General features: G+C 71.4%; 21 protein-coding genes and 1 tRNA gene. 17 read left to right on the top strand and 5 right to left on the bottom strand.

Annotated features, from left to right (window positions below; genetic code table 11):
* Nucleotides 1–225 precede the first annotated feature (225 nt).
* Complete coding sequence (locus ACIA3K_RS13200) at nucleotides 226–1779, bottom strand: dolichyl-phosphate-mannose--protein mannosyltransferase (protein ID WP_396801308.1); 1554 nt, start codon at nucleotides 1777–1779, stop codon at nucleotides 226–228.
* Nucleotides 1780–2034: 255 nt separating this feature from the next.
* Between ACIA3K_RS13200 and rsmI the strand changes: the two genes are divergently transcribed.
* On the top strand, nucleotides 2035–2874 hold the full coding sequence (rsmI, locus tag ACIA3K_RS13195; protein ID WP_396801306.1) for a 16S rRNA (cytidine(1402)-2'-O)-methyltransferase: 840 nt from the start codon (nucleotides 2035–2037) through the stop codon (nucleotides 2872–2874).
* A 13-nt stretch (nucleotides 2875–2887) separates the two neighbouring features.
* Here rsmI and ACIA3K_RS13190 read toward each other — a convergent pair whose 3' ends face one another.
* Complete coding sequence (locus tag ACIA3K_RS13190) at nucleotides 2888–4060, bottom strand: hypothetical protein (protein WP_396801042.1); 1173 nt, start codon at nucleotides 4058–4060, stop codon at nucleotides 2888–2890.
* Between the two features lie 158 nt (nucleotides 4061–4218).
* On the opposite strand from ACIA3K_RS13190, the gene metG reads away from it, so the two are divergent.
* Complete coding sequence (metG, locus tag ACIA3K_RS13185; RefSeq protein WP_396801040.1) at nucleotides 4219–6021, top strand: methionine--tRNA ligase; 1803 nt, start codon at nucleotides 4219–4221, stop codon at nucleotides 6019–6021.
* Between the two features lie 43 nt (nucleotides 6022–6064).
* Here the strand turns inward: metG and ACIA3K_RS13180 are convergent, their stop codons facing one another.
* Nucleotides 6065–7312 carry a hypothetical protein gene (locus ACIA3K_RS13180; protein WP_396801039.1) on the bottom strand — a complete coding sequence of 416 codons (1248 nt, stop codon included), beginning with the start codon at nucleotides 7310–7312 and terminating at the stop codon, nucleotides 6065–6067.
* 76 nt (nucleotides 7313–7388) lie between these two features.
* Here ACIA3K_RS13180 and ACIA3K_RS13175 point away from each other — a divergent pair, with 76 nt between their 5' ends.
* From ACIA3K_RS13175 to ACIA3K_RS13145, 7 genes are all read left to right on the top strand, one after another.
* On the top strand, nucleotides 7389–8288 hold the full coding sequence (locus ACIA3K_RS13175; protein WP_396801038.1) for a TatD family hydrolase: 900 nt from the start codon (nucleotides 7389–7391) through the stop codon (nucleotides 8286–8288).
* Complete coding sequence (rsmA, locus tag ACIA3K_RS13170) at nucleotides 8282–9151, top strand: 16S rRNA (adenine(1518)-N(6)/adenine(1519)-N(6))-dimethyltransferase RsmA (RefSeq protein WP_396801037.1); 870 nt, start codon at nucleotides 8282–8284, stop codon at nucleotides 9149–9151. The genes ACIA3K_RS13175 and rsmA overlap by 7 nt, the downstream gene beginning before the upstream one ends.
* Nucleotides 9152–9183: 32 nt before the next feature.
* Nucleotides 9184–9777, top strand: coding sequence for a Uma2 family endonuclease (locus ACIA3K_RS13165; protein WP_396801036.1), 594 nt, complete (start codon nucleotides 9184–9186; stop codon nucleotides 9775–9777).
* Nucleotides 9774–10724, top strand: a complete 951-nt coding sequence (locus ACIA3K_RS13160; RefSeq protein WP_396801035.1) for a 4-(cytidine 5'-diphospho)-2-C-methyl-D-erythritol kinase — start codon at nucleotides 9774–9776, stop codon at nucleotides 10722–10724. Before ACIA3K_RS13165 ends, ACIA3K_RS13160 begins: the two co-directional genes overlap by 4 nt.
* 107 nt (nucleotides 10725–10831) lie before the next feature.
* Nucleotides 10832–12637, top strand: coding sequence for an ABC-F family ATP-binding cassette domain-containing protein (locus tag ACIA3K_RS13155; RefSeq protein ID WP_396801034.1), 1806 nt, complete (start codon nucleotides 10832–10834; stop codon nucleotides 12635–12637).
* Between the two features lie 102 nt (nucleotides 12638–12739).
* A complete protein-coding gene (locus ACIA3K_RS13150; RefSeq protein WP_396801033.1) occupies nucleotides 12740–13195 on the top strand; it encodes a DUF4383 domain-containing protein in 456 nt (151 codons plus the stop codon).
* Between the two features lie 222 nt (nucleotides 13196–13417).
* Nucleotides 13418–13894: a DUF4383 domain-containing protein gene (locus tag ACIA3K_RS13145; RefSeq protein ID WP_396801032.1), complete on the top strand. Its 477-nt coding sequence runs from the start codon at nucleotides 13418–13420 to the stop codon at nucleotides 13892–13894.
* Between the two features lie 7 nt (nucleotides 13895–13901).
* Here ACIA3K_RS13145 and ACIA3K_RS13140 read toward each other — a convergent pair whose 3' ends face one another.
* Both ACIA3K_RS13140 and ACIA3K_RS13135 read right to left on the bottom strand, forming a co-directional pair.
* Nucleotides 13902–14588: a TetR family transcriptional regulator gene (locus tag ACIA3K_RS13140; RefSeq protein WP_396801031.1), complete on the bottom strand. Its 687-nt coding sequence runs from the start codon at nucleotides 14586–14588 to the stop codon at nucleotides 13902–13904.
* 226 nt (nucleotides 14589–14814) lie between these two features.
* Nucleotides 14815–15780: an acyl-CoA desaturase gene (locus ACIA3K_RS13135; RefSeq protein ID WP_396801030.1), complete on the bottom strand. Its 966-nt coding sequence runs from the start codon at nucleotides 15778–15780 to the stop codon at nucleotides 14815–14817.
* 400 nt (nucleotides 15781–16180) lie between these two features.
* Between ACIA3K_RS13135 and ACIA3K_RS13130 the strand changes: the two genes are divergently transcribed.
* The 8 genes from ACIA3K_RS13130 (at nucleotide 16181) to ACIA3K_RS13095 (ending at nucleotide 23935) form a co-directional block, all read left to right on the top strand.
* A tRNA-Gln gene (locus ACIA3K_RS13130) sits at nucleotides 16181–16252 on the top strand.
* A gap of 110 nt (nucleotides 16253–16362) precedes the next feature.
* Nucleotides 16363–17949, top strand: a complete 1587-nt coding sequence (glmU, locus tag ACIA3K_RS13125; protein ID WP_396801029.1) for a bifunctional UDP-N-acetylglucosamine diphosphorylase/glucosamine-1-phosphate N-acetyltransferase GlmU — start codon at nucleotides 16363–16365, stop codon at nucleotides 17947–17949.
* 57 nt (nucleotides 17950–18006) lie between these two features.
* Nucleotides 18007–18987 (top strand): ribose-phosphate diphosphokinase, encoded by a 981-nt coding sequence (locus tag ACIA3K_RS13120; protein ID WP_355048964.1) that lies wholly within the window; start codon nucleotides 18007–18009, stop codon nucleotides 18985–18987.
* 311 nt (nucleotides 18988–19298) lie between these two features.
* The gene (locus ACIA3K_RS13115; protein WP_396801028.1) at nucleotides 19299–19997 is read left to right on the top strand and encodes a 50S ribosomal protein L25/general stress protein Ctc; all 699 of its coding nucleotides are present in this window, start codon (nucleotides 19299–19301) and stop codon (nucleotides 19995–19997) included.
* A 91-nt stretch (nucleotides 19998–20088) separates the two neighbouring features.
* On the top strand, nucleotides 20089–20679 hold the full coding sequence (gene pth / locus ACIA3K_RS13110) for an aminoacyl-tRNA hydrolase (RefSeq protein WP_396801027.1): 591 nt from the start codon (nucleotides 20089–20091) through the stop codon (nucleotides 20677–20679).
* A 135-nt stretch (nucleotides 20680–20814) separates the two neighbouring features.
* Complete coding sequence (locus ACIA3K_RS13105) at nucleotides 20815–21645, top strand: inositol monophosphatase family protein (RefSeq protein WP_396801026.1); 831 nt, start codon at nucleotides 20815–20817, stop codon at nucleotides 21643–21645.
* A 65-nt stretch (nucleotides 21646–21710) separates the two neighbouring features.
* Nucleotides 21711–22622 (top strand): sulfate adenylyltransferase subunit CysD, encoded by a 912-nt coding sequence (cysD, locus tag ACIA3K_RS13100; protein ID WP_396801025.1) that lies wholly within the window; start codon nucleotides 21711–21713, stop codon nucleotides 22620–22622.
* A complete protein-coding gene (locus ACIA3K_RS13095) occupies nucleotides 22622–23935 on the top strand; it encodes a sulfate adenylyltransferase subunit 1 (RefSeq protein WP_396801024.1) in 1314 nt (437 codons plus the stop codon). Before cysD ends, ACIA3K_RS13095 begins: the two co-directional genes overlap by 1 nt.
* Nucleotides 23936–24008: the final 73 nt, after the last annotated feature.

Genomic DNA, 24008 nt, shown 5'->3' with positions numbered 1-24008 from the left:
CCAAGTTGACCCGTTGTGCCGGTGGCGCGCGGTGGTTAAGCTCTTCATGCGCGCCCCAATCGCCCGCTTCCCCCGTGGCAGGCGATCGGGGCGCGCGTCTTTGTCTGGAACTTCCTTGTCCGGAACTTCTTCGTCCGGAACTTCGCAAGCGAGCATCGGGCCCGCACGCATCACGCGTGCGGGCCCGATGTCCTTCGCGCTGTGCGGCGCGTCGCCTGCCGGTGCTTATATCCAGCGACCGTCGAGCCACATCCGGGCCAGCCAGTCCGAGTACGGGATCAGTTTGCCCACGAAGATCGGATAGAAGTAGGCGAAGCACAGCCCCACCAGCAGCACGTACGCCCCGGCCGCGATGCTGCCCACCAACCGTCGTTCGTAGCCGGCGTCGCCGGGCACCAAGGCTTTCGTCTCACCCACGTCACCCCCGGCCGGGGCGATCAACGCGCCCAGCACGTACACCACGGCGAGCACCAGGAAGGGCAGCGCCGGGGCCGCGTAGAACGAGAACATCGTCCGGCCGTCGAGGGCGAACCAGAACCAGGGCAGCAGACCCGCGGCCACGGTGAGCAGGATCGCGCCGGCCCGCCAGTCCCGACGGGCGATGCCCAACCAGACGAGCGCCACCAGAGCGGGCAGGAACGACCACCACAGCAGCGGAGTGCCCAGCAGCAGGATCTCCGAGGCGCAGGTCGGTGCGCCGCAGGCGCCGTCCCCCGACCAGTGGAAGGCGACCGGGCGGCCGAGCAGCAGCCACTGCCACGGCCACGACTGGTACTTGTGCGGGTCGTCGAGCTGGGCGTGGAAACCGTACGCGGCGCGGTGGTACTCGTAGAGGTTGACCAGCGGGCCGATGACCGGGGTGTCGCTCAGTGACCCCGTCGGGTACGCCGACGACGTCGCCAGCCGGTAGTAACCGTCGTCGCTCAGCAACCAGCCCGACCAGGTCGCCAGGTAGGTGCCGACCATCAGCACCCCCGCCAGCACCAGCCAGGGCACCTCGTCGAGCAGGGTGTCCCGCCAGGGCCTGCGGACGCCGGCCGACCGGCGGAGCCCGACCTCCCAGAGGACCACGAAGAGGGCGAACACCGGCACGAAGTAGAGCGCGCTCCACTTGACCGCGCAGGCGCAGCCGATCAGCACCCCGGCGGCCAGCCGCCACCACGGCCACGTCCGCCAACCGGTCGACGGTCGGCCCGCGCGCCCGGGCAGGCTGGGGTCGAGGCCGTCGTCCAGCGCGCGTGCCCAGCGCCGACGCCGGGCGTCCCGGTCGAGAACCAGCGCGCCGAAGGCCGCCAGCACGAAGAACAGCAGGAAGATGTCGAGCAGCGCGGCGCGGGACAGCACCAGGTGGAAACCGTCCAACGCGAGCAGCAGGCCGGCCGCGCAGCCGAGCACCGTCGAGCGGAACAGCCGCCGGCCGATGCGGACCAGCAGCAGCACCGACAGCGTGCCGATCAGGGCCGCCGAGAACCGCCAGCCGAACTCCGGCGCGGTGGTGAACAGGTGCCCGCCGACGGAGACCTTCGAATCCGCGTCCTGGTAGCCGAAGGCCCACTCGCCGATGCCGATCAGCCACTTGCCCAGTGGCGGATGCACCACGTACGACGGGACGTTGTCCTTGTAGTTCCATTCGACGCCCCGGCTGATCAGCCCGTACGCGTCCTTGGCGTAGTACGTCTCGTCGAAGATCTTGCCCTTGGGGCTGGACAGGCCGACGAAGCGCAGGATCGCCGCGATGGCCACCACCAGGGCGGTGGCGAGCCACGAGTACGGGTCCATCCGGCTGTCGACGGTGGCGAACCGGCGACGGACCGCGGCGGACACACCCCCGCTGTCGGTGGGCGGCGTCGCCGCTTCCTGATGGGGGCTGGGCTCGCCCGACACCTCGACCGTTCCTGCCGGCTCGACGCTCGGGCTCTGCGCTGTCGACGCACTCGTCACCCGGCGATCGTAGGCTGCCAGGGTGTCCTGTGGCGCCCGTCGTCCCTGATACCGGTATTCGCTGTCGATGAAGGAGACGATGTCGTGGGTGAAATGTCCGAAGCTGGACGCCTGATCCTGCTCGGCGCCCCGCTCGGCAACCCCGCCGACGCCTCGGTCCGGTTCCGCGAGGTGCTGGCCAGCGCCGACGTGGTGGCCGCCGAGGACACCCGCCGCCTCACCCGGCTGGCTCGCGACCTCGACATCACCGTCGGAGGCCGCATCGTCTCCTACTTCGAGGGCAACGAGGAACGGCGTACGCCCGAACTCGTCGAGGTCATCCTCGGCGGGTACGCGGTGGCGCTGGTGACCGACGGCGGCATGCCGAGCGTCTCCGACCCGGGATACCGGCTGGTCCGGGCCGCGCTGGACGCTGGTGCGCCGGTCACCGTCGCCCCCGGGCCCAGCGCGGTGACCACCGCCCTCGCCGTCTCCGGGCTGCCCTGCGACCGGTTCTGCTTCGAGGGATTCCTACCCCGGTCCGGAGGCGCCCGCCGGTCCCGGCTGCGCGCGCTCGCCGCCGAGGAGCGCACCCTCGTCTTCTTCGAGGCGCCGCACCGGATCGGCGCGGCGCTCACCGACCTGGCCGACACGTTCGGTGCGGACCGGCCGGCCGCGCTCTGTCGGGAGCTGACCAAGACGTACGAGGAGGTTCTCCGCCGTCCCCTCGGTGAGCTGGCCCGCTGGGCCTCGGAGACCGAGCCGCGCGGGGAGATCACCCTGGTGGTGGCCGGTGCGCCGGTGACCGCCGCGGAACGCCCCGACGACGAGACCCTGCGCGCCGCGGTCGCCGAGCGGGAGGCCACCGGACGGTCCCGCCGGGACGCCATCACCGATGTCGCCACCGAGTACGCCCTACGCCGCCGCGAGGTCTACACGATCGTGCACAGCTGACCCGCCGCCGCGCTCACCAGGCGGCCGCCAGGAAGCCGAGGGTGATCAGCGTCGGGCCGGCGAGCGCGGCGGTCACCGCCCACCGGCGGTGTCGCCGGCCGGGCAGCCGGGCCGACCCGGTCCACCGGACGATGCCGGCGGCGCAGCCGAGCACCACCACCAATCCGGGCAGCCAGCGCAGGTGCCGGCTCGCGCCGGTGTCGGCGTACGCGGTGCTGCCGTCCGGTCCGGTCATCCGTGCCCGGTGCGCGGTCCCGGGTGCGTCGCCCCCGGCGGGCACGCCGCCGACGCGTACGCCGGGTGCCAGGAACCGTCCCTCGTCCGCCGTGAACATCCCCCGGCAGCGCTGGGTGAGCCCACCGCCGGCGCAGGAGTCGATCACCACGGTGCCGTCGCGGGAGTGCCCGACGGCGAGCCAGAGCGGTCCCGCGCTGACCCAGGCGAAGAAGGCGGTGACCAGGCTCAACAGCACCAGCACGGTCAGTCCGACCAGGGGGTCGGGCGGTGCGGCCGCCCGCCCGGTGCCGCGACGACCCGTCGCCGGGGTGCGGGGCCGGGGAGCGGGGTCCTCCCGGACCGGGGTGCCGTCCCAGTGCACCTCCTCGATCGGCGCCCAGAAGGCGCCGCGGTCGTCCGGCGGCTCCGTTCCGTCGGACCGGTGCGCGTCCCGGCCGCGGCTCTGCTGACGGACCGGCACCCGGCGCGGCACCGCGTCCACCGGCGCCCCGGTGGTCGGCTCCACCTCGGTCGTCGCCGCCTGACCCGGTTCGACAGCGGCGGGCGTCGCGCTCCCGGCCGCCGCCGTCCCGGCGGACGAGCCGGCCGCTGGCCTCTCGGCGGACGAGCCGGCTGGTGGCCTTTCGGCGGCCGGGCCCGGTGGGTGCGGCCGGGCCGGGCTGGGCGTGGGCGCCGTCGGGCTGGGGCGCGCCGGGGTCGGCGTCGGTGGCCGGGGGGTGGGGCTCGGCCGCGACCCGGCACCGGCGCGGGGCGCGGCATCCGGCTGTGGCACCGGGCTCGGCGCGGGGTCTAAACGGGTGGCGGCGGTCGGGTCGGCGGCGGGCACCGGGCGGGGTTGGGGCGCGACCGTGCCGCCCCGGGACGCCTCGGACGCCCGGCCGGGCTCGTCGTCGACCGTCGGCCCGGTGGGACGCCCGTCATGGTCCCGAGCCGCTCGTCTGCCAGTCACGAGGTTCATTGCACACCGGCGGCGGGGGTCGAACGGGCAGCTGGACCGCGTGTCGGCGACAAATCGGACCAAAGGCCGAGGGGCTCGGCCCGGTCCGTCGACCCGTCACCCCCTATTGGTTCGCGGGCCCGCCGGACGGGTCACTAGGCTTGCTGCTCATGAGTCACGTTCTCGCGGCAGTGGCCTGGCCGTACGCCAACGGCCCCCGCCACATCGGCCACGTCTCCGGTTTCGGCGTTCCCTCCGACGTCTTCGCCCGGTACATGCGGATGGCCGGCCACGACGTGCTCATGGTCTCCGGCACCGACGAGCACGGCACCCCCATCCAGGTGCAGGCCGACGCCGACGGGGTCACCCCGCGCGAGCTGGCCGACCGGTACAACAGGGTGATCGTGGAGGACCTGCACGGCCTCGGCCTCTCCTACGATCTGTTCACCCGCACCACCACCCGCAACCACTACGCCGTGGTGCAGGAGTTGTTCGAGGGGATGTACCGCAACGGCTACATCGTGCCCAAGACCACCATGGGCGCGATCTCGCCGTCGACCGGGCGCACCCTGCCCGACCGGTACATCGAGGGCACCTGCCCGATCTGCGGCTACGACAGCGCCCGCGGCGACCAGTGCGACAACTGCGGCAACCAGCTCGACCCGATCGACCTGATCGACCCGAAGTCGCGGATCAACGGCGAGACGCCGAAGTTCGTCGAGACCGAGCACTTCTTCCTGGACCTGCCCGCCCTGGCCGACGTGCTCCGGCAGTGGCTGGACACCCGCCAGGGGTGGCGGCCCAACGTGCTGCGGTTCTCCCGCAACCTGCTCGACGACCTCCAGCCCCGGGCGATCACCCGCGACCTGGAGTGGGGTGTGCCGATCCCGCTCGACGACTGGCGCGACCGCCCCGACAAGCGGATCTACGTGTGGTTCGACGCGGTGATCGGCTACCTGTCGGCCTCGATCGAGTGGGCCCGCCGCTCCGGCGACCCGGAGGCGTGGCGCAGGTGGTGGTCCGCCGACGGCCAGGGGAAGGATTCACAGTCCTACTACTTCATGGGCAAGGACAACATCGTCTTCCACTCGGTGATCTGGCCGGCGCTGCTCTCCGGCTACTCCGGTGAGGGCTCCCGCGACGGTGAGCCGGGCGAGCTGGGCCGGCTGAACCTGCCCACCGAGGTGGTCTCCAGCGAGTACCTGACCATGGAGGGGCGAAAGTTCTCCTCGTCCCGCAAGGTGGTCATCTACGTCCGGGACTTCCTGGAGCGCTACGACGCCGACGCGCTGCGCTACTTCATCGCCGCCGCCGGGCCGGAGAGCAACGACACCGACTTCACCTGGGCGGAGTTCCTGCGCCGCAACAACGACGAGCTGGTCGCCGGCTGGGGCAACCTGGTCAACCGGTGCGTCTCGATGGCGGCGAAGAACTTCGGGGCAATCCCGCCGGTCGACCCGGCCGGGCTCACGGAGGCCGACGAGGCGCTGCTCGCCGTCGCCCGGGCCGGCTTCGACACGGTCGGCGACCTGATCGGTCGGCACCGGCAGAAGCAGGCCATCGGTGAGGCCATGCGGGTGGTCGCCGAGGCGAACAAGTACCTCTCCGAGCAGGCGCCGTGGAAGCTCAAGGCCGAGGCCGACAAGCCCCGCCAGGGCACCATCCTGCACGTCGCCCTCCAGGTGGTCAGCGACGCCAACACGCTGCTCACCCCGTTCCTGCCGCACTCCGCGCAGAAGGTGTACGAGCTGCTCGGCGGCACCGGCGTACACGCGCCGATGCCCGTCATCGAGCAGGTCGACGACCTGGACGGGGGTCCGTCGTACCCCGTGCTCACCGGGGACTACACGGTGGGCGCGCGCTGGGAGTCGGTGCCGATCGAGACCGGCCGGGCGCTGACCGCGCCGACGCCGGTGTTCCGCAAGCTCGACCCGTCGATCGTCGACGAGGAGCTGGCCCGCCTGACCGGCTGAGCGTTTGGCGGCACGCGGCGGCACGTCCTGCCGCCGCGTGCCGTCAGAGCGCGTACCGGGTGTCCATGACCTGGTCTTCGGTGACCTCGACGCCCGGCGCCCAGGTCTCGTAGACGCCCCGGTCGTGGCACTGCGCGCCGGTGTCGACCACCGCCTCCGGGTCGGGGTGGCGCAGCCGTAGCCGCAGCCAGCCGGCCTCCTCGCGCAACACCAGGCACGGCACGCCCCGCCAGGTGGCGAACCGGAGCCGGCGGGCCACCGCCTCCACCGGGTAGCGGGCCGCCCGGGTCATCGCCAGCACCCGGAAACCCCCGGGCAGGTCGGCCACCGCCTCGTACTCCGTGTCGCCGTAGAGGCCGACGAGCTGGGTGGAGCGCGGGGCGTCGCCGGTCGGCACGAACTCCTGGTCGGGGGAGAGGCCCGGGACCGCGGCCAGCAGGTGCCGCCACTGCGGGCCGACCATCCGCAGCCACGCGCGCTGCTCGGCCTGGTAGCTGTAGAGCACCACCTCCACCCCCTCGGCGGTGTACGCCAACAGCGTCGCGTTCGCCGGCATCGGCAGGTCGGCGAAGTCCCGGGTCACGAACTCCGGGATGAGTTGACCGTTGCTCGGCGCGAAGCCGGTGCCCAGCACCGAGGGACCCACGCGGTCCCGGGAGCTGAGCGCGGTCAGCCCACGGTGCGCCTCGCCCACCGGCACGTCGTAGTCGCCCGGGTCGGCCGCCCGCCAGCGCAGCGCGTACGCCACGTCCGACCCGTCCCGCCCGACGTCCCCGTCGGTGCGCAGCACGGTGGTCGTCGCCGGCGTGCGCAGGTGCGCCACGTCGTGCTCGCGGTAGCAGAAGCCGTGCGGCAGCCAGCCCCGCACGTACCCGGCGAGCTGCCGCGCGGAGAGCATCTTCACCATCCGGGTTCCGCGCCGCACCACCGCCGAGGCGCGCACCGCGGCCAACACCGGGTCACCCGCCGCGGACGGCTGCTGGCTGAGCTGGTGTACGTGCGACCAACCGTGCTCCCGGTGCGCCGGCAGCATCAGCGGCGTCTCCGGCTCCTCGGCCGCCTCGACTGCCCCGTGCACCGCGTTCACCTCGGTGACGTGCACGAACCGATGCCACGGCAGGGCACTGCCCGGGCGGGACGCCCGTTCGAAGCCGGCGACCTCCTCGGCGCTGAACAGCTCGTACGCGGCGCCCCGGGCGATCTCCTCGGCCGGGTACACGTCCCCGCCGAACGCCACACGCAGGCCGATCCGCTCGCCGGCCGCGTCGCTCGCGTGAGGTGTGACCGTCATTGCCGCGACGGTAGAGTCGCGCGGCGTAGTCGAGGTGAACGCCGGGTGGCGGGCGGATGGACGACGCCGGTGTGTGATGCTGTCGCTGATGAGCGAGCCGACTGAAACCCGCCGCGAGCGTGCCGCCCGGCGGGCCGGAGAGTTCCCGCCCGCCCCCGAGCCGCTGCCCCGGCCGGTGCTGGACAGCCACACCCACCTGGACATCACGGTGAGTGAGGCCGGCGTGCCGGGTGGCGGACCGGCCGACGACCCGGTCGCCGCGGCGGTCGACCTGGCCGTCACCGTCGGGGTGGACCGGCTGGTCCAGGTGGGGGTGGACGTCGCGTCCTCGCGCTGGGGCGCGGAGATCGCCGACCGGCACCGGGCCGTGCTGGCCACCGTGGCGCTGCACCCCAACGAGGCGCCCCGGCTGGCGGACCTCGACGAGGCGCTGCGGGAGATCGAGTCGTTGGCCGCCCGCGACCGGGTCCGGGGGATCGGCGAGACCGGGATGGACTTCTTCCGCACCGGCGACGAGGGGCGGGCCGCGCAGGAGGAGAGCTTCCGGGCCCACATCGCCATCGCCAAGCGGTACGGCAAGGCGCTCGTCATCCACGACCGGGACGCCCACGCGGACGTGCTGCGAATCCTCGACGACGCGGGCGCACCGGACACGGTGGTGCTGCACTGCTTCTCCGGCGACGCCGAGTTCGCCCGCGAGTGTGTGCGCCGTGGCTACCTGCTCAGCTTCGCCGGCACCGTCACCTTCGGCAGCGCCACCGCCCTGCGCGAGGCCGCCGCGCTCACACCACTGGACCAGATCCTGGTGGAGACCGACGCCCCCTACCTCACCCCGACGCCGCACCGGGGCCGGCCGAACGCGTCGTACCTGATCCCGCTGACCGTCCGCGCCCTCGCCGCGACCACCGGCAGCGACCTGGACGAGCTGTGCGTCGCCATCTCCGCCAACGGCGAGCGGGCCTTCGGCCCGTGGTGAGCCTCCTCGGCCCGGCGGAGATCCGGGAACTCGCCACCCGGCTCGGCGTCGCGCCCACCAAGAAGCTGGGCCAGAACTTCGTGCACGATCCGAACACGGTCCGGCGGATCGTGAACGCCGCCGGCCTGACGCCCGACGACGTGGCGCTGGAGGTCGGCCCCGGCCTCGGCTCACTCACCCTGGGACTGCTGCCGGTCGCCGGGCACGTGCACGCCGTGGAGATCGATCCGACGCTCGCGGCCGCGCTCCCGGAGACCGCCGCGCGGCACGCCGGAGCGGACGCCGACCGACTCACCGTGCACCGCGCCGACGCGCTGCGCGTCACCGCCGCCGAGCTGCCCGACCCGCAGCCGACCGCGCTGGTCGCGAACCTGCCCTACAACGTCGCCGTGCCCGTGGTGCTGCACCTGCTCGCCGAGCTGCCCAGCCTGCGGCACGGCCTGGTCATGGTGCAGAAGGAGGTCGCCGACCGGCTCGTCGCCGGTCCCGGCTCCAAGGTGTACGGCATCCCGTCGGTCAAGCTCGCCTGGTACGCCGACGCCCGCAGTGCCGGGCGGGTGCCGCCGAACGTGTTCTGGCCGGTCCCCAACGTCGACTCCGGTCTGGTCGCCTTCACCTGTCACGAGCCGCCCCGGCCCGACGTACCCCGCAAGCGGGTCTTCGCCGTGGTGGACGCGGCGTTCGCGCAACGTCGCAAGACCCTGCGCGCGGCGCTCGCCGGCTGGGCCGGCGGCCCGGACCGGGCCGAGGCCGCTCTCACCGCCGCCGGCGTCGACCCCGGCGCCCGTGGCGAGTCGCTGACGGTGGAGCAGTTCGCGGCCATCGCCGCGTCGGCTCCGGCCGGTACGCCGGCCGCGAAGTAGGCTGGCGCCGTGCCCGCCGAGGAGGTGTACGAGTGACCGCGGATGCTCTTCCGCCGCCGCGCAACCGGTGGTCCGGTCCGGACCTCTGGCGCCAAAAGCTCGGCAACTACACAGTCGAAGACGTGCTCTCCCTGCCCGACGACGCTCCCCGGGTGGAGCTACGCGACGGAGTCATGATCGTGGTTCCCTCCCCGACGTTCGGTCATCAGAAGATCAGCGGCCTGCTCTGGAATTGGCTGAGACAACATTCGCCGCAGGGGATGGAGGCCAGCTTCGCCACCGGCATCATGGTCGGCGTCGACCAGACCTTTGAGCCTGACGTCATGCTTCTCGCGGCGGAAACAATCAACTATGACAGTCACTACTCGACTGCTGAGCCCGTGATTCTGGTTGTCGAGGTCGTCTCCCGCAGCACCCGTCGTCGGGACCGGTTGGAGAAGCCGGCCGACTACGCCGATGCCGGGATTCCGCACTACTGGCGGATCGAGCAGGATCCGCTGCACGTGCACGTGCACGCGTACGACCTCGTCGACGGCCGGTACGAGCTGGCCGCCGACTCCGCCGAGGAGCTGATCGTGGCCAAGCCGTTCGACATCCGCCTGCGCGTGCGGGACATCGCCCCGTGACCGAGGCCTGGCGACCGGACGACGAGGACGAGCGGCGCGGGGCCATCGGCCCGGTACGGGTACGGGTGCCCGCGAAGGTCAACCTGCACCTCGGGGTGGGGCCGCTGCGCCGCGACGGTTACCACGAGCTGAACACCGTCTACCACGCGATCTCCATCTACGACGAGCTGACCGCCCGCCGGGGCGACACCCTCGCCCTCACGATGGAGGGCGAGGGCACCGGCGAGCTTGCCCTGGACGACTCCAACCTGGTGATCCGGGCGGCACACGCCCTGGCCGGGTACGCGGGTGTCCTGCCGCACGCCCGTCTGCACCTGCGCAAGCAGATCCCCCTCGCCGGTGGGTTGGCCGGCGGTAGCGCCGACGCGGCCGCCGCGCTGGTGGCCTGCGACACGCTCTGGGGCACCGGGTTGTCCCGCGACGAGCTGGCCGGGATCGCCGCCGACCTCGGCTCGGACGTGCCGTTCCTCGTCTACGGTGGCACCGCGCTGGGCACCGGGCGCGGCGAGGCGGTCAGCCCGGTGCTGGCCCGACCCACCTCGTGGCACTGGGTGGTGGCCATCGCCGATGTGGGCCTGTCCACGCCGGCCGCCTACCGTGAGCTGGACCGGCTGCGCGACTCCGGCACCGCCAGCACGCCGCTGGGCAGCACCGACGCCCTGCTCGGTGCGCTGCGCCAGCGCGACCCCCGGGTCCTCGCCCGCACGCTCGGCAACGACCTCCAGGACGCGGCGCTCGCGATGCGCCCCGCGCTGGCCGACACCCTCAAGGCCGGCGAGGCTGCCGGCGCGCTCACCGGCATCGTCTCCGGCTCCGGACCCACCTGCGTCTTCCTCGCCACCGACGCCGCCGACGCCGAACGGATCGCCGCCGAGCTGACCAGCGCCGGCGTCTGCCGGGAGGCGCGGGTCGCACACGGCCCGGTGGCGGGCGCGCGCGTCGTCTGACGGCGCTCCCCGGCCGGCGCGGCCGGCCGGGGCGTCCGCGTACCCTTGGGTCAGGCGTCCCGAGGTGCCCGCCGGCACCCGGACGCCTTGATCTTGAAGGGTGGAACGTGGCCAACATCGTCAACCTGGACCGGGTGTCCAAGGGGTACGGCGCCGCCGGGCGGCTGCTCACGGACGTCTCGCTCGGCCTGGACGACGCCGACCGGATCGGTGTGGTCGGCCTCAACGGCGCCGGCAAGTCCACCCTGCTGCGGTTGCTCACCAAGCAGGAGGACCCCGACGACGGTCGGGTCACCCACCGTCGTGACCTGCGCGTGCTCTGGCTGCCGCAGCAGCTCACGCTCGCCCCCGACGCCACCGTCCGGGACGTGGTGCTCGGTACCGCCTGGCTGGGCGAGGGCATGGGCGCCGAGCACGAGTGGGCCGGCGACGCCGGTGTCCGCAACATCCTCGACGGCCTCGGCATGCCGCACCTCGGCCTCGACCAGCCGGTCGGCCCGATGTCCGGTGGCGAACGGCGACGGGTGGCGCTCGCCGCGCTGCTCGTGCGCGACGCGGACCTGCTGATCCTCGACGAGCCCACCAACCACCTCGACGTCGGCGGTGTCGACTGGCTGGCCCGCCACCTGGTCGGTCGCAAGGGCGCCCTCGTCGTGGTCACCCACGACCGGTGGTTCCTGGACGCCGTCTGCACCACCACCTGGGAGGTCGCCGACCAGACCGTCCGGGCGTACGAGGGTGGCTTCGCCGCCTGGACCCTCGCCCGCGTGGAGCGGGAACGCGTCGCCGCCGCCGTGGAGGCCCGCCGGCAGAACCTGCTCCGTAAGGAGATCGCCTGGCTGCGGCGTGGCCCACCCGCCCGCACCTCCAAGCCGCAGTTCCGCATCGACGCCGCCAACGCGCTGATCGCCGACGTGCCGCCGGCCCGCGACACCATGTCGTTGCAGCGCATGGCCGTCTCCCGACTCGGAAAACAGGTGTACGAGCTCACGGACGTCGAGCTGCACGCCGGCCCGAAGGAGATCCTGCGCGACGCCACCTGGCTGATCGGCCCCGGTGACCGGATCGCCATCCTCGGTGCCAACGGCGCCGGCAAGACCACGCTGCTGCGAATGCTCGCCGGCATCACCCGGCCCGACGGTGGCCGCCTCACCACCGGCTCCACGGTCCGACCGGCGTTCCTGTCCCAGGAACTCGCCGAACTGCCCGGACACCTGCGGGTGCTCGAAGCCGTCGAGGAGGTCGCCCGCCGCGTGCAGCTCGGCGACCGTGAGGTCTCCGCCGCGCAGCTCGCCGAGGTCTTCGGCTTCGACGACCGGCGGCTCTGGACCCCCGTCAGCGACCTCTCCGGCGGTGAGCGCCGCCGTCTGCAGATGCTGCGGCTGCTCGCCGGCGAGCCCAACGTGCTGCTCTTCGACGAGCCGACGAACGACCTCGACACCGACACCCTGGCCGCGCTCGAAGACCTGCTCGACTCGTGGCCGGGCACGATCATCGTGGCCAGCCACGACCGCTACCTGATCGAACGCGTCACCGACACCGCGTACGGGATGTTCGGCGACGGCCGGTTGGTGCACCTCCCCGGTGGCGTCGACGAGTACCTCGCCCGGACCGCCGAGCGGGCCGGCTCCACCCGGACGGGCGGCACCCTGACCGCCGCGCCCACCGGCCCGGCCACGAGCGGCATGTCCGCCGCCGAGGTGCGCCAGGCCCGCAAGGAGCTGACCCGCCTGGAACGGCAACTCGGCAAGCTCGACCAGCGCGAGGCGACCCTGCTCGACCAACTCGCCGCCGACGCCACCGACTACGCCCGGGTCGCCGAGCTGGACACCCAGCTCAAGGACCTGCGCGCCGAACGGGAACGGATCGAGGAGAGCTGGATGACCCTGGCCGAGGAGTTGCCCGAGGGCTGACCTGCCCGGGCACGCCGGCGCGGGGGCCGTGTGCGGCGTCACACCGGCACATGCGGGACAATCATCGGCGACACCTCACCCCACGGCGTTGGAGACCCAGACATGGCCCACACCCCCATCAACCACCCCGCGCGGCCGATCTACCGGGCGATCGGCGGGCTGACCGGTCTGTACCTGGTGGTCTTCGGTGTGCTCGGCATCATCGCGAGCGCCGGCAACGAGGTCCTCGCGCAGGATGACACCCGCGTCCTCGGCCAGGGCACCAACCTCGGCTTCTCGCTGCTCAGCGTTCTGCTCGGGCTCGTCGTCCTGGTCGGCGCCGCGCTCGGCCGCAACATCGACGTGGCGGTCAACCAGTGGATGGCGTACGCCCTGATGGTGATCGGCCTCGGCGGTCTCGCGTTCATCCGTACCGACGCCAACATCTTCAACTTCAGCGTCGTCACGGTGATGGTGCTGCTGTCGGCCTCCCTGGTGCTGCTCATGGCCGGCATGTACGGCAAGGTCGGCACGGACGAGGAGGCGGAGGCGTTCCAGAAGGCTCGGCTCGTTCTCTGAGGCTCTCTGCTTGCTTTCGTGGTTGCGGCCGTGGGTTTTCGCCGGAGCCCGAACTGCTCCGGGCGGTCAGGCTTGATCCCTGCGCAGCTCGGGCTCCGGCGAAAACCTGACCTGGTCCAGCCTCCGGCGGACCGTCCGGCTTTGTGGTTCTTCGGACAGTTGGCTCTGCCTTGGGTGACAATCCTCCTGAAACGGTCAGACTCAGGTGGATGGGGTTCGGGTATGCCGCACTTTCCGGTCAACCATCCGGCACGGCCGCTCTACCGGGTGCTCTCCGGGCTGATCGGCGTGTACATCCTGGTCTTCGGCGTCTGGGGGGTGGCCGAGACGATCGGTGACCCGCTCTTCGCCCGCACCAGCACCTGGGCCCTCGGGCTACGGACCAACCTGGCCTTCTCGCTCGCCTCCGTGGTCTTCGGAGTCGTCCTGATCATCGGGGCGTCCCGGCGCACCAACCTCGGCCACTACATGAACCTGACCGCCGGGGTGGTGTTCCTGGTGACCAGCATCCTGATGATGTCCGTGCTGCAGACCGACGCGAACTTCCTCAACTTCTCGATGTCGACCGTGATCGTGTCGATGCTGTTCGGCCTGATCCTGCTCGGCACCGGTCTCTACGACAAGGTCGGCCCGTCGGAGCACGCCGAGGCGGAGTTGGAACGCCGTAAACACCCGGTGGCGGACGCGCACCGGAGTTGAGACGGGGTCAGTGCCGGCGGGCGGTGATCAGGGTGGGTTTCGCCTCCAGGTGCGACAACCCGTTCCACGCCATGTTGACCAGGTGCGCCGCGACCGTCTCCTTGCGCGGCTTGCGCACCTCCAGCCACCAGCGGCCGGTCAACGCGACCATGCCCACCAGCGCCTGCGAGTAGAGCTCGGCCAGCTTCGGGTCGTACCCCCGGCTCTTGAACTCGGCGCCGAGGATGTGCTCGACCTGGTGGGCGACGTCGTTCATCACGCTGCTGAAGGTGGCCGTGCCGGACATCAGCGGCGACTCGCGGACCAGCACCCGGAACCCGCTCGTCTCCTCCTCGATGTAGCCCAGCAGGGCCAACGCCGCCTGCTCCAACAACTCCCGCGGATGCCCCGCCGTCAGCGCTGTGGTGATCCGGTCCAGCAGGGCCCGGACCTCCCGGTCGACCACGACCGCGTAGAGCCCCTCCTTACCGCCGAAGTGCTCGTAGATCACCGGCTTGGAGACCTTGGCGCGGGCCGCCACCTCCTCGATCGAGGTGGCGTCGAAACCGCGCTCGGCGAACAGTTGCCGGCCGATCGCGATCAACTGCTCCCGACGCTGCGCCGCCGACATCCGTACCCGGGAGGTGGGCTTGGGTTTCGCCGCCGCGGCCGGCGTCGACCGCCGTCCGACCGGCTCGTCAGTCACCTCGGGCATGTCGCCGCCTCGCTGGCGCTCGGTCACGCCCTGCCGTGGAATGGTGTCTCCGCTGTGCCCGTTCACGTCGTCGCCTCACTGGCGGGCTGTCCGACCGCCCTGCCGTGCCGTGCCGTGCGACCGTACCCGGATCAGGCGCGGCCCTCGTCCGCCGAGCGGTCCGGTCCCCCGCATCGCTCGGTCATCCGGCCATCCTGCCAGGCGACCCGCCGTGGCACCGCCCGGTTTACCGTGGTGCGACCGGCTTCACGAGCTTGGCCGCGATGCGTTCGGGCTTCGGCCAGCGCACCTGCGACGCCGCGCCGATCTTCTCGAAGAACCAGATCACCCGCGCCGAGATGTCCACCTGACCCCGCAGCACACCGTGCCGCGCGCTGGTCGGGTCGGCGTGGTGCAGGTTGTGCCAGCTCTCACCGAACGACAGGATCGCCAGCGGCCAGAAGTTCGACGCGCGGTCCCCCTGACGCATCGCGAACGGACGCTCGCCGTACACGTGGCAGACCGAGTTGATCGCCCAGGTGACGTGGTGCAGAAGGCCGACCCGGACCAGCCCGGCCCAGAAGAACGCGGTGAGCGCGCCCTGCCACGACCAGGTCACCAGGCCGCCGATCAGCGCCGGGCCGAGCAACGAGACGACCACCAGCGCGGGGAAGAGCCGGTCCACCCGGCTGATGTCCCGGTCGGCGATCAGGTCCGGAGCGAAACGCTCCCGGTTGGACAACTCGCGGCGGAACAGCCAGCCCACGTGGGCGTGGAACAGGCCCCGGGTCAGTGCCCAGACGCTCGAGCCGAAACGCCACGGCGAGTGCGGGTCACCCTCCAGATCGGAGAACGCGTGGTGCCGTCGGTGGTCGGCCACCCACTGGATGATCTCGCCCTGCACCGCCAGCGAACCCGCGACCGCCAGGGTCACCCGCAGCCACCGCTTGGCCTTGAACGAGCCGTGCGTGAAGTAGCGGTGGAAACCCACCGTGATGCCGAGCCCGGAGACCACGTACCAGACCAGGCCGATGATCACGTCCGTCCAGCCCAGCCAGCCGCCCCAGGCGACGGGCACGGCGACCAGCAGTGCGACGAAGGGGATCACGACGAACGCCCACAGAGCGGCCAGGATCCCGGGGGACTGGGTGCCGTCGGTGAGCGGTTTCGGGCCGGGGCCGGTGGTGTTGGGTTCGAGCACGGTGGTGGACATGACACCTCGCAGGGGGGACGGGGAAAAGATCACTAACCTACGCCTACGTCACCGTAACTTACGGTCCGGTAGATCGCACGAGGAACTTTCGAAGAACCGTCGTACGCCCGTGCCAAACTGCTGGTCATGGCCGATTTGCTTGCCGTCGAGGTGGCTCGCCTGCGCACCGCTGAACAGCTTCCCGTCGCGCGGATTTTGGACCGTCTCGGCATCGGGCGCAACCGTCTCCAGCGTCTCCTGAGCGGGGTGCCGTCAGGGCCTCGGACGCGGCGACCGGACGCCACCGACGTGGACGATCGAGGGGATCTTGAGGGATATGAGTGCTGGCGTCGGCGGGGTCGGGCGTTAAGGTGTAGCGGCGGGATCCGCTCCTGCCGCGTCGTCCTTCTTGACGATGCGATCGGCCGTGGTGTAATTGGCAACACCCGGGTCTTTGGTACCCGTATTTCAGGTTCGAACCCTGGCGGCCGAGCTGTCCCTATAAGTCCGCTTTAGGTTCTCCTGGGGGTAAGAGGGAACCGTGCCGGGCCTCGTGGTTAGCATGGCCGCGAGAGTGTCCGCCGTCCCGACGGGAGCCACGTCGTGCCCCAGCCCCACCTTCGTACCGTCGTCGTACTCGCCGCCGGTGAGGGCAAGCGGATGAAGTCGACACTGCCCAAGGTGCTGCACCCCCTGCTCGGTCGTACCCTGCTGGGCCACGTGTTGAGTGCGGCCGCGCCGCTCGCCGCCGACCGGACCGTCGTGGTGGTGGGTCACGGCGCCGACCAGGTTCGAGCGCACCTCGCCGAGGTCGCCCCCGACGCCACGCCCGTGCTCCAGGCCGAGCAGCTCGGCACCGGGCACGCCGTGCGGATCGCGTTGGACGCCGTGCCGGAGGGCGCCGGCACGGTCGTGGTGATCAACGGAGATGTGCCGTTGCTGCGCCCGGAGACGGTGGGCGCGCTGGTGACCGCGCACGAGGAGGCCGCCGCCGCGGCCACCGTGCTGGCCGCCGAGGTGCCCGACCCCGCCGGGCTGGGGCGGATCGTCCGGGACGCCGACGGCCGGCTGGAGCAGATCGTCGAGGAGCGCGACGCCGACGCGGCGCAGCGCGCGATCCGCGAGATCAACGCCGGCATCTACGCCTTCGACGCGGTCCGGCTGCGCGACGCCCTGGGCAAGCTCTCCACGGACAACGACCAGGGCGAGGAGTACCTCACCGACGTGTTCGGCCTGCTCCGTTCGGCCGGCGAGCCGGTCGCGGTGCACCTGGCCGTCGACCATGTCGAGACGCTGGGCTGCAACGACCGGGTGGAGTTGGCGTCGCTGCGCCGGCTGCTGCGCGACCGGGTCAACGAGGCGTGGATGCGTACCGGCGTGAGCCTGCTCGACCCGGTGACCACCTGGATCGACGTGACGGTGGCTCTGGACCGCGACGCGGTGGTCGACCAGAACACCCAGCTGCGCGGCGCCACGGTGGTCGGCGCGGGCGCGCTGGTCGGGCCGGACGTCACGCTTGTCGACACCATCGTCGGCGAGGGCGCGTCGGTGGTGCGCAGCCACGCGGTCGGCGCCGAGGTGGGCGCGGGCGCGAGCGTCGGGCCGTACGCGTACCTGCGGCCTGCCGCGCGCCTCGCGGACAAGGCGAAGGTCGGCACGTTCGTCGAGGTGAAGAACTCCGAGATCGGGGCGGGCTCGAAGGTGCCGCACCTGACCTACGTGGGTGACGCGACGATCGGCGAGCAGAGCAACATCGGCGCCGCGTCGGTCTTCGTGAACTACGACGGGGTCAACAAGCACCGTACGGTGATCGGCAGCCACGCCCGGACCGGCGCGGACAACATGTTCGTGGCACCGGTCGAGGTGGGTGACGGCGCGTACACGGCGGCCGGTTCGGTGATCGTGGACGACGTGCCGCCGGGCGCGATGGGTGTCGCCCGGGCGCGGCAGCGCAACATCGAGGGCTGGGTGGTGATGCGGCGGGCCGGTACGGCGGCGGCCGAGGCCGCGCAGCGTGCCCGCGACGCGAAGGGTGCGCAGCGATCCGGCGACGCGAAGGGTGCGCAGCGATCCGGCGACGCGAAGGGTGCGTCGGAGGCGGCCGGGACCGCAAGTGACAGTGAGGCAATGCACGGGCGGGCCGAGACGGTGGGCGGTGCGTCCGGCGCGGGAGATACTGCAACCGAATAGTCCCCGACCCACCACCACCGGGCCGGGAACCGCCGACAAACGGGAGCAGACGGGCCCATGGGCAGCATCGTCGCCGAAAACCGCAAGAGCCTGATGCTCTTCTCCGGACGGGGTTTCCCGGAGTTGGCCAAGGAGATCGGCGAGGTGCTCGGCGTGGCACCGACGCCGGCTGACGCGTACGAGTTCGCCAACGGCGAGATCTTCGTACGGTTCAAGGATTCGGTGCGTGGTTCGGACGCCTTCGTGGTGCAGTCCGTGACGCACGGAGTGAACACCTGGGTCATGGAGACCCTGATCATGGTCGACGCGTTGAAGCGTGGTTCGGCGAAGCGGATCACCGTGGTGCTGCCGTTCTACCCGTACGCGCGGCAGGACAAGAAGCACCGCGGCCGGGAGCCGATCTCGGCCCGCCTGGTGGCGGACCTGCTGAAGACCGCCGGTGCGAACCGGATCCTCACGGTCGACCTGCACACCGCGCAGATCCAGGGCTTCTTCGACGGGCCGGTGGACCACCTCTTCGCGATGGACGTGCTCGCCGAGTACGTGGAGCACAGGTACGCCGGCCGGCCGATGACCGTGGTGGCGCCCGATTCGGGCCGGGTGCGGGTGGCCGAGCGGTGGACCGACCGGCTGGGCGGCTGCCCGTTGGCGTTCATCCACAAGACCCGTGACCCGATGAAGCCGAACCAGGTGGTGGCCAACCGGGTGGTCGGTGAGGTGGAGGGTCGGGTCTGCCTGATCGTCGACGACATGATCGACACGGGTGGGACGATCACGAAGGCGGCGGACATCCTCAAGGAGTCGGGGGCGGCGGAGATCGTGGTGGCGTCCACCCACGCGCTCCTGTCCGACCCGGCCACGGAGCGGTTGAAGAACAGCCCGATCAGCGAGGTCGTGGTGACCAACACGCTGCCGTTGCCGCCCGAGAAGCAGCTCGACAAGTTGACCGTCCTGTCGATCGCGCCGCTGCTGGCGCGGGCGATCCGGGAGGTGTTCGACGACGGCTCGGTGACCACCCTCTTCGGTGGTCTGAGCTGAACCGGGTCCGGTCTGGCAGGCAAGTCTGACAAACTGGTCGAAACGGGCTGATCCGCCAGCGGGAAACACCGCTGGCGGATCAGTCCGGTGCCGTGATCGGGGACTGCCGGAAACCTGGGAATTGGCTCGGGTAGACTGGTGCGGTTGCCACGGCGAGGGTGCCCGGCGGGCCGCTGAAGAGCGCCGCACGGAGGCACCGTCATCGACGCGGTGCTCCGGGCAGTCGTTCATGACGCATGAGCCCCAGCGAGCCCCTCGCCCCAGCACCGCCAGACGACAAGCCGCCGCAGCGAAGCATCAGGAGTTTCCCCGTGTCCGAGGTAAAGATCAGCGCCGAGCCCCGCACCGAGTTCGGCAAGGGTGGTGCCCGTCGTACCCGCCGGGCCGGCAAGGTGCCCGCCGTGCTGTACGGCCACGGCGAGAAGCCCAAGCACATCGCGCTGCCGTCGCGGGAGTTCGCCGCCGCGATCCGCAAGGGTGGCGCCAACCAGCTCTTCGCGATCGACATCACCGACGGCACCCAGGTGCTGGCGCTGCCGAAGGCGATCCAGCGTGACCCGATCAAGGACACCTTCGAGCACGTGGACCTGCTGCTGGTCCGCCGCGGCGAGAAGGTCACCGTCGAGGTCCCGGTTCAGCTGACCGGTGAGGCCGCGAAGGACACCCTGATCGTGCACGACCACGACACCCTCTCGGTGACCGCCGACGCCACCAAGGTGCCGGACCACCTGGAGGCGTCGATCGAGGGCGCCGAGGCGGGCACCACGATCACCGCCGCCGACGTCGAGCTGCCCTCCGGCGTGGAGCTGGCCGCCGACTCCGAGCTGCCGGTCGCCTCGGTGACCGCCGCGCCGACGGCGGAGCAGCTCGAGGCGACGCTGCCCGAGGTCGAGACGGCTACCGACGAGGCCGAGGCCGAGGTCGGCGAGACCACCGAGGGCTCCGAGGGCGCGGACGCCGCCCCGGCCGCCGAGGGCGACGAGAACACCGAGGCGCGTACCGAGGCCTGATCGGTTCGTACTCTGCTGACAGGCGTCCCCGAGCTTCGGGGGCGCCTGTCGGTGTATCGGGAGTCGGCGCAGACGTGTTAAGGGGCGGGTCGTGACGGACGAGGCGGGACCGTGGCTGGTGGTCGGCCTGGGCAACCCGGGGCGGGAGTACGCCGGGAACCGGCACAATGTCGGTTTCATGGTGGCCGAGCTGCTGGCGGGTCGTGTCGGCGCGCGGTTCGGTCGGCACAAGCGGGCGGTGGCCGAGGTCGCGGAGGGGCGGCTGGGGTTCGGTGGTCCGAAGCTGGTGCTGGTGAAGCCACTGACGTACATGAACCTCTCCGGTGGGCCGGTGGCGGCGCTGTCGCAGTTCTACAAGGTGCCCCCGGCGCAGGTGGTCGCGGTGCACGACGAGCTGGACATCGAGTTCGGCCAGGTGCGGATCAAGTTCGGTGGCGGCGAGGGCGGGCACAACGGCCTGCGTTCGATGTCGAAGTCGTTGGGCACGAAGGACTACGTGCGGGTGCGGTTCGGGGTGGGGCGCCCGCCGGGGCGGCAGGATCCGGCGGACTTCGTGCTGTCGGATTTCGGCGCGGCGGAGCGCAAGGAGCTCGATTTCCTGGTGGACCGGGCTGCCGACGTGGTGGAGTCGGTGATCGTCAAGGGCGTGGAGCCGACCCAGAACCAGTATCACGGGGGTTGAGTCGGGCGGTGCGTACCGGATTGGAAACGCCGGGCCGGTAGTCTGCGCCTTTCGGCGTGCCGTGACCGGCGACGCGGGTCGCGGCCGATCGGTGCGTGCGGGCACGGGCCGCGGCGAGGCGACGGGAGCGGGCAGATGGGCAGTCCTCCGATGATCGACGGGGCGTTCGCCCGGTGGTTGGCCTCCCGGGCCGGTCAGGCTCTGCTGGACCTGCGTACGGAGATGGGCTTCTCGGACACCGGGGCGCTGAAGTCGGCCGGGGACAAGGTGTCGCACGACCTGATCCGCACGGAGTTGGCGCGGTGGCGGCCGGGGGACGCGGTGCTCTCCGAGGAGGACGAGGGCTCGCGGTTGGCCTGGGCGGCGGAGGTGAACGCCGGAGCGGTGTCCCGGCTGACCGAGGACCGGGTCTGGATCATCGACCCGTTGGACGGCACCCGCGAGTTCGCCGAGGAGGGCCGCTCGGACTGGGCGGTGCACGTGGCGCTCTGGGCGCGGAGCGCGCCGAGCCCGCACGGGCTGGTCGCCGGTGCGGTGGGGTTGCCGGCGCAGCACCGGGTGTTGGGCACCGACTATCCACCGGCGTACCCGCCGATGACGGTCGAGGCGGCGACCGCCGGCGAGCGCAAGATCCGTCTGGCGGCGAGTCGGAGTCGGCCGCCGGTGTTCCTCACCGATCTGGCCGAGGACGTGGGCGCGCACCTGGTGCCGATGGGTTCCGCCGGGGCGAAGATCGCTGCGGTGGTGACCGGCGAGGTGGACGCGTACATCCATGCCGGCGGGCAGTACGAGTGGGACTCGGCGGCGCCGGTGGCTGTGGCGACGGCCACCGGACTGCACGCTTCCCGGATCGACGGTTCTGCGCTTCGATACAACGAGGCGGATCCGCGCCTGCCGGACCTGCTGGTCTGTCGCAAGGATCTCGCCAGCCGGTTGCTTGCAGCGCTGCAGAGGCATTCCGGGTAGCCTGAGCGCACTTCTTGACATGTCCGACCGGAAAGGTCTGGAAATCGGATGAGCGAGCGAGTGTCATGACCTCCCCCGCGGCCTACCGGGTCTCCCACCTGGACGCCCTCGAGGCGGAGAGCATCTTCGTGATGCGTGAGGTTGTCGCCGAGATGGAACGTCCGGTGCTGCTCTTCTCCGGCGGCAAGGACTCGATCGTCATGCTGCGGTTGGCGCAGAAGGCGTTCGCCCCGGCCAACATCCCCTTCCCCGTCATGCACGTCGACACCGGGCACAACTTCCCCGAGGTGCTCGAATACCGCGATCAGCGGGTCGCCGAGCTGGGGTTGCAGCTCGTGGTGGCGAGCGTGCCGGAGGCCCTGACCAGCGGGCTGGTCCGGGAGTCGGGCGACGGCATGCGCAACCGGATCCAGACGCCCGTGCTGCTGGACGCGGTGGAGAAGCACCGCTTCGACGCGCTGTTCGGTGGCGCCCGCCGGGACGAGGAGAAGGCACGGGCCAAGGAGCGGGTGTTCAGCTTCCGCGACGAGTTCGGCCAGTGGGACCCGAAGAACCAGCGTCCGGAGCTGTGGTCGCTCTACAACGGCCGGCACCACCCGGGCGAGTCGATCCGGGTCTTCCCGCTGTCCAACTGGACCGAACTGGACGTCTGGCACTACATCGCCAGCGAACGCATCCCGCTGCCGTCGATCTACTACGCCCACGAGCGTGAGGTGATCGAGCGCGACGGCATGCTCTACGCGGTCAACGAGTTCTTCCGGCCGCGCGCCGGCGAGGAGCGGTTCAAAGCCCAGGTGCGTTACCGCACCGTCGGCGACGCCTCCTGCACCGCGGCGGTCCGCTCGGACGCGGACACCGTGGAGAAGGTCATCGAGGAGGTGGCGGCCACCCGGATCACCGAGCGGGGCGCGACCCGTGGTGACGACCGGGTCAGCGAGGCCGCCATGGAAGACCGTAAGCGGGAGGGCTACTTCTGATGAGCACCGAGACACTGGCGTTCGCGGCTGTTACCGGGGCCGGTCCGGAGGCGCGGGCGATGGACCTGCTGCGGTTCGCGACCGCCGGCAGCGTGGACGACGGCAAGTCGACCCTGATCGGCCGGCTGCTGTACGACACCAAGTCGCTCTTCACCGACCAGTTGGCAGCGGTGGAGGCGGTCAGCGCGGCCCGGGGCGACGAGTACACCAACCTCGCGCTGCTCACCGACGGCCTGCGCGCCGAGCGGGAGCAGGGCATCACGATCGACGTGGCGTACCGGTACTTCGCCACGCCCCGGCGCAAGTTCATCATCGCGGACACCCCGGGGCACATCCAGTACACCCGGAACATGGTCACCGGCGCTTCCACGGCGGACCTGGCGTTGATCCTGGTCGACGCCCGTAAGGGCCTGGTCGAGCAGTCCCGCCGGCACGCGTTCCTCTGCTCGCTGCTGCGGGTGCCGCACCTCGTCCTGTGCGTCAACAAGATGGACCTGGTCGACTGGTCGCAGGAGGTCTACGAGCGGATCGCCGACGAGTTCACCGCGTTCGCCGCGAAGCTCGACGTACCGGACCTGACGGTGGTGCCGATCTCCGCGCTGCGGGGCGACAACATCGTGGCCCGGTCGGAGAACATGCCGTGGTACGAGGGCCCGTCGCTGCTGCACCACCTGGAGCGGGTGCACATCGCCAGTGACCGCAACCTGGTCGACGTCCGGTTCCCGGTGCAGTACGTGATCCGTCCGCAGTCGACCACGGTCACCGACTACCGCGGCTACGCCGGTCAGGTCGCCTCGGGCGTGCTCAAGCCGGGCGACGAGGTGATGGTGCTGCCGTCCGGCTTCACCAGCCGGATCGCCGCCGTCGAGACGGCCGACGGGCCGGTCGCGGAGGCGTTCCCGCCCATGTCGGTGACGGTGCGGCTGGCCGACGAGATCGACATCTCCCGGGGCGACATGATCTGTCGGCCGAACAACGCGCCCGCCGTCGCCCAGGACATCGAGGCGATGGTCTGCTGGATGGACGAGACGGCCCCGCTGCGGGTCGGTGGCCGGTACGCGATCAAGCACACCACCCGTTCGGCACGGGCGATCGTGCGCGGGCTGCACTACCGGCTGGACATCAACTCGCTGCACCGGGACGAGTCGGCGGACGAGCTGCGGCTCAACGAGATCGGTCGGGTCCGGCTGCGCACCACGGTGCCGTTGCTGGCCGACGAGTACCGCCGCAACCGTACGACGGGCGGCTTCGTCATCATCGACGAGACCACCAACCGCACGGTAGGCGCCGCCATGATCGTCGAAGCCGCCTAACCCCCACCCCCATTTCGCGTTGATCAAGAGGTTCGCGTCAGAAAACGTGCGGATTCTGACGCGAACCTCTTGA

The sequence above is a fragment of the Micromonospora sp. NPDC051543 genome, assembly GCF_044454415.1.
GTDB lineage: Bacteria > Actinomycetota > Actinomycetes > Mycobacteriales > Micromonosporaceae > Micromonospora.
The sequence above is the reverse complement of the archived record's forward strand: the minus strand, read 5'-3'. Positions and strand labels throughout refer to the sequence as shown.

Bases quoted from the DNA above. Each gene is read 5' to 3' on its own strand.
- ACIA3K_RS13175 (WP_396801038.1), top strand. From the start codon at position 7,389: ATGCTGTCGCTGATGAGCGAGCCGACTGAAACCCGCCGCGAGCGTGCC.
- ACIA3K_RS13135 (WP_396801030.1), bottom strand. From the start codon at position 15,780: ATGTCCACCACCGTGCTCGAACCCAACACCACCGGCCCCGGCCCGAAA.
- ACIA3K_RS13200 (WP_396801308.1), bottom strand. From the start codon at position 1,779: ATGGACCCGTACTCGTGGCTCGCCACCGCCCTGGTGGTGGCCATCGCG.
- cysD (WP_396801025.1), top strand. From the start codon at position 21,711: ATGACCTCCCCCGCGGCCTACCGGGTCTCCCACCTGGACGCCCTCGAG.
- ACIA3K_RS13120 (WP_355048964.1), top strand. From the start codon at position 18,007: ATGGGCAGCATCGTCGCCGAAAACCGCAAGAGCCTGATGCTCTTCTCC.
- ACIA3K_RS13180 (WP_396801039.1), bottom strand. From the start codon at position 7,312: ATGACGGTCACACCTCACGCGAGCGACGCGGCCGGCGAGCGGATCGGC.
- ACIA3K_RS13095 (WP_396801024.1), top strand. From the start codon at position 22,622: ATGAGCACCGAGACACTGGCGTTCGCGGCTGTTACCGGGGCCGGTCCG.
- ACIA3K_RS13145 (WP_396801032.1), top strand. From the start codon at position 13,418: ATGCCGCACTTTCCGGTCAACCATCCGGCACGGCCGCTCTACCGGGTG.
- metG (WP_396801040.1), top strand. From the start codon at position 4,219: ATGAGTCACGTTCTCGCGGCAGTGGCCTGGCCGTACGCCAACGGCCCC.
- ACIA3K_RS13105 (WP_396801026.1), top strand. From the start codon at position 20,815: ATGGGCAGTCCTCCGATGATCGACGGGGCGTTCGCCCGGTGGTTGGCC.
- ACIA3K_RS13150 (WP_396801033.1), top strand. From the start codon at position 12,740: ATGGCCCACACCCCCATCAACCACCCCGCGCGGCCGATCTACCGGGCG.
- ACIA3K_RS13140 (WP_396801031.1), bottom strand. From the start codon at position 14,588: ATGCCCGAGGTGACTGACGAGCCGGTCGGACGGCGGTCGACGCCGGCC.
- rsmI (WP_396801306.1), top strand. From the start codon at position 2,035: ATGTCCGAAGCTGGACGCCTGATCCTGCTCGGCGCCCCGCTCGGCAAC.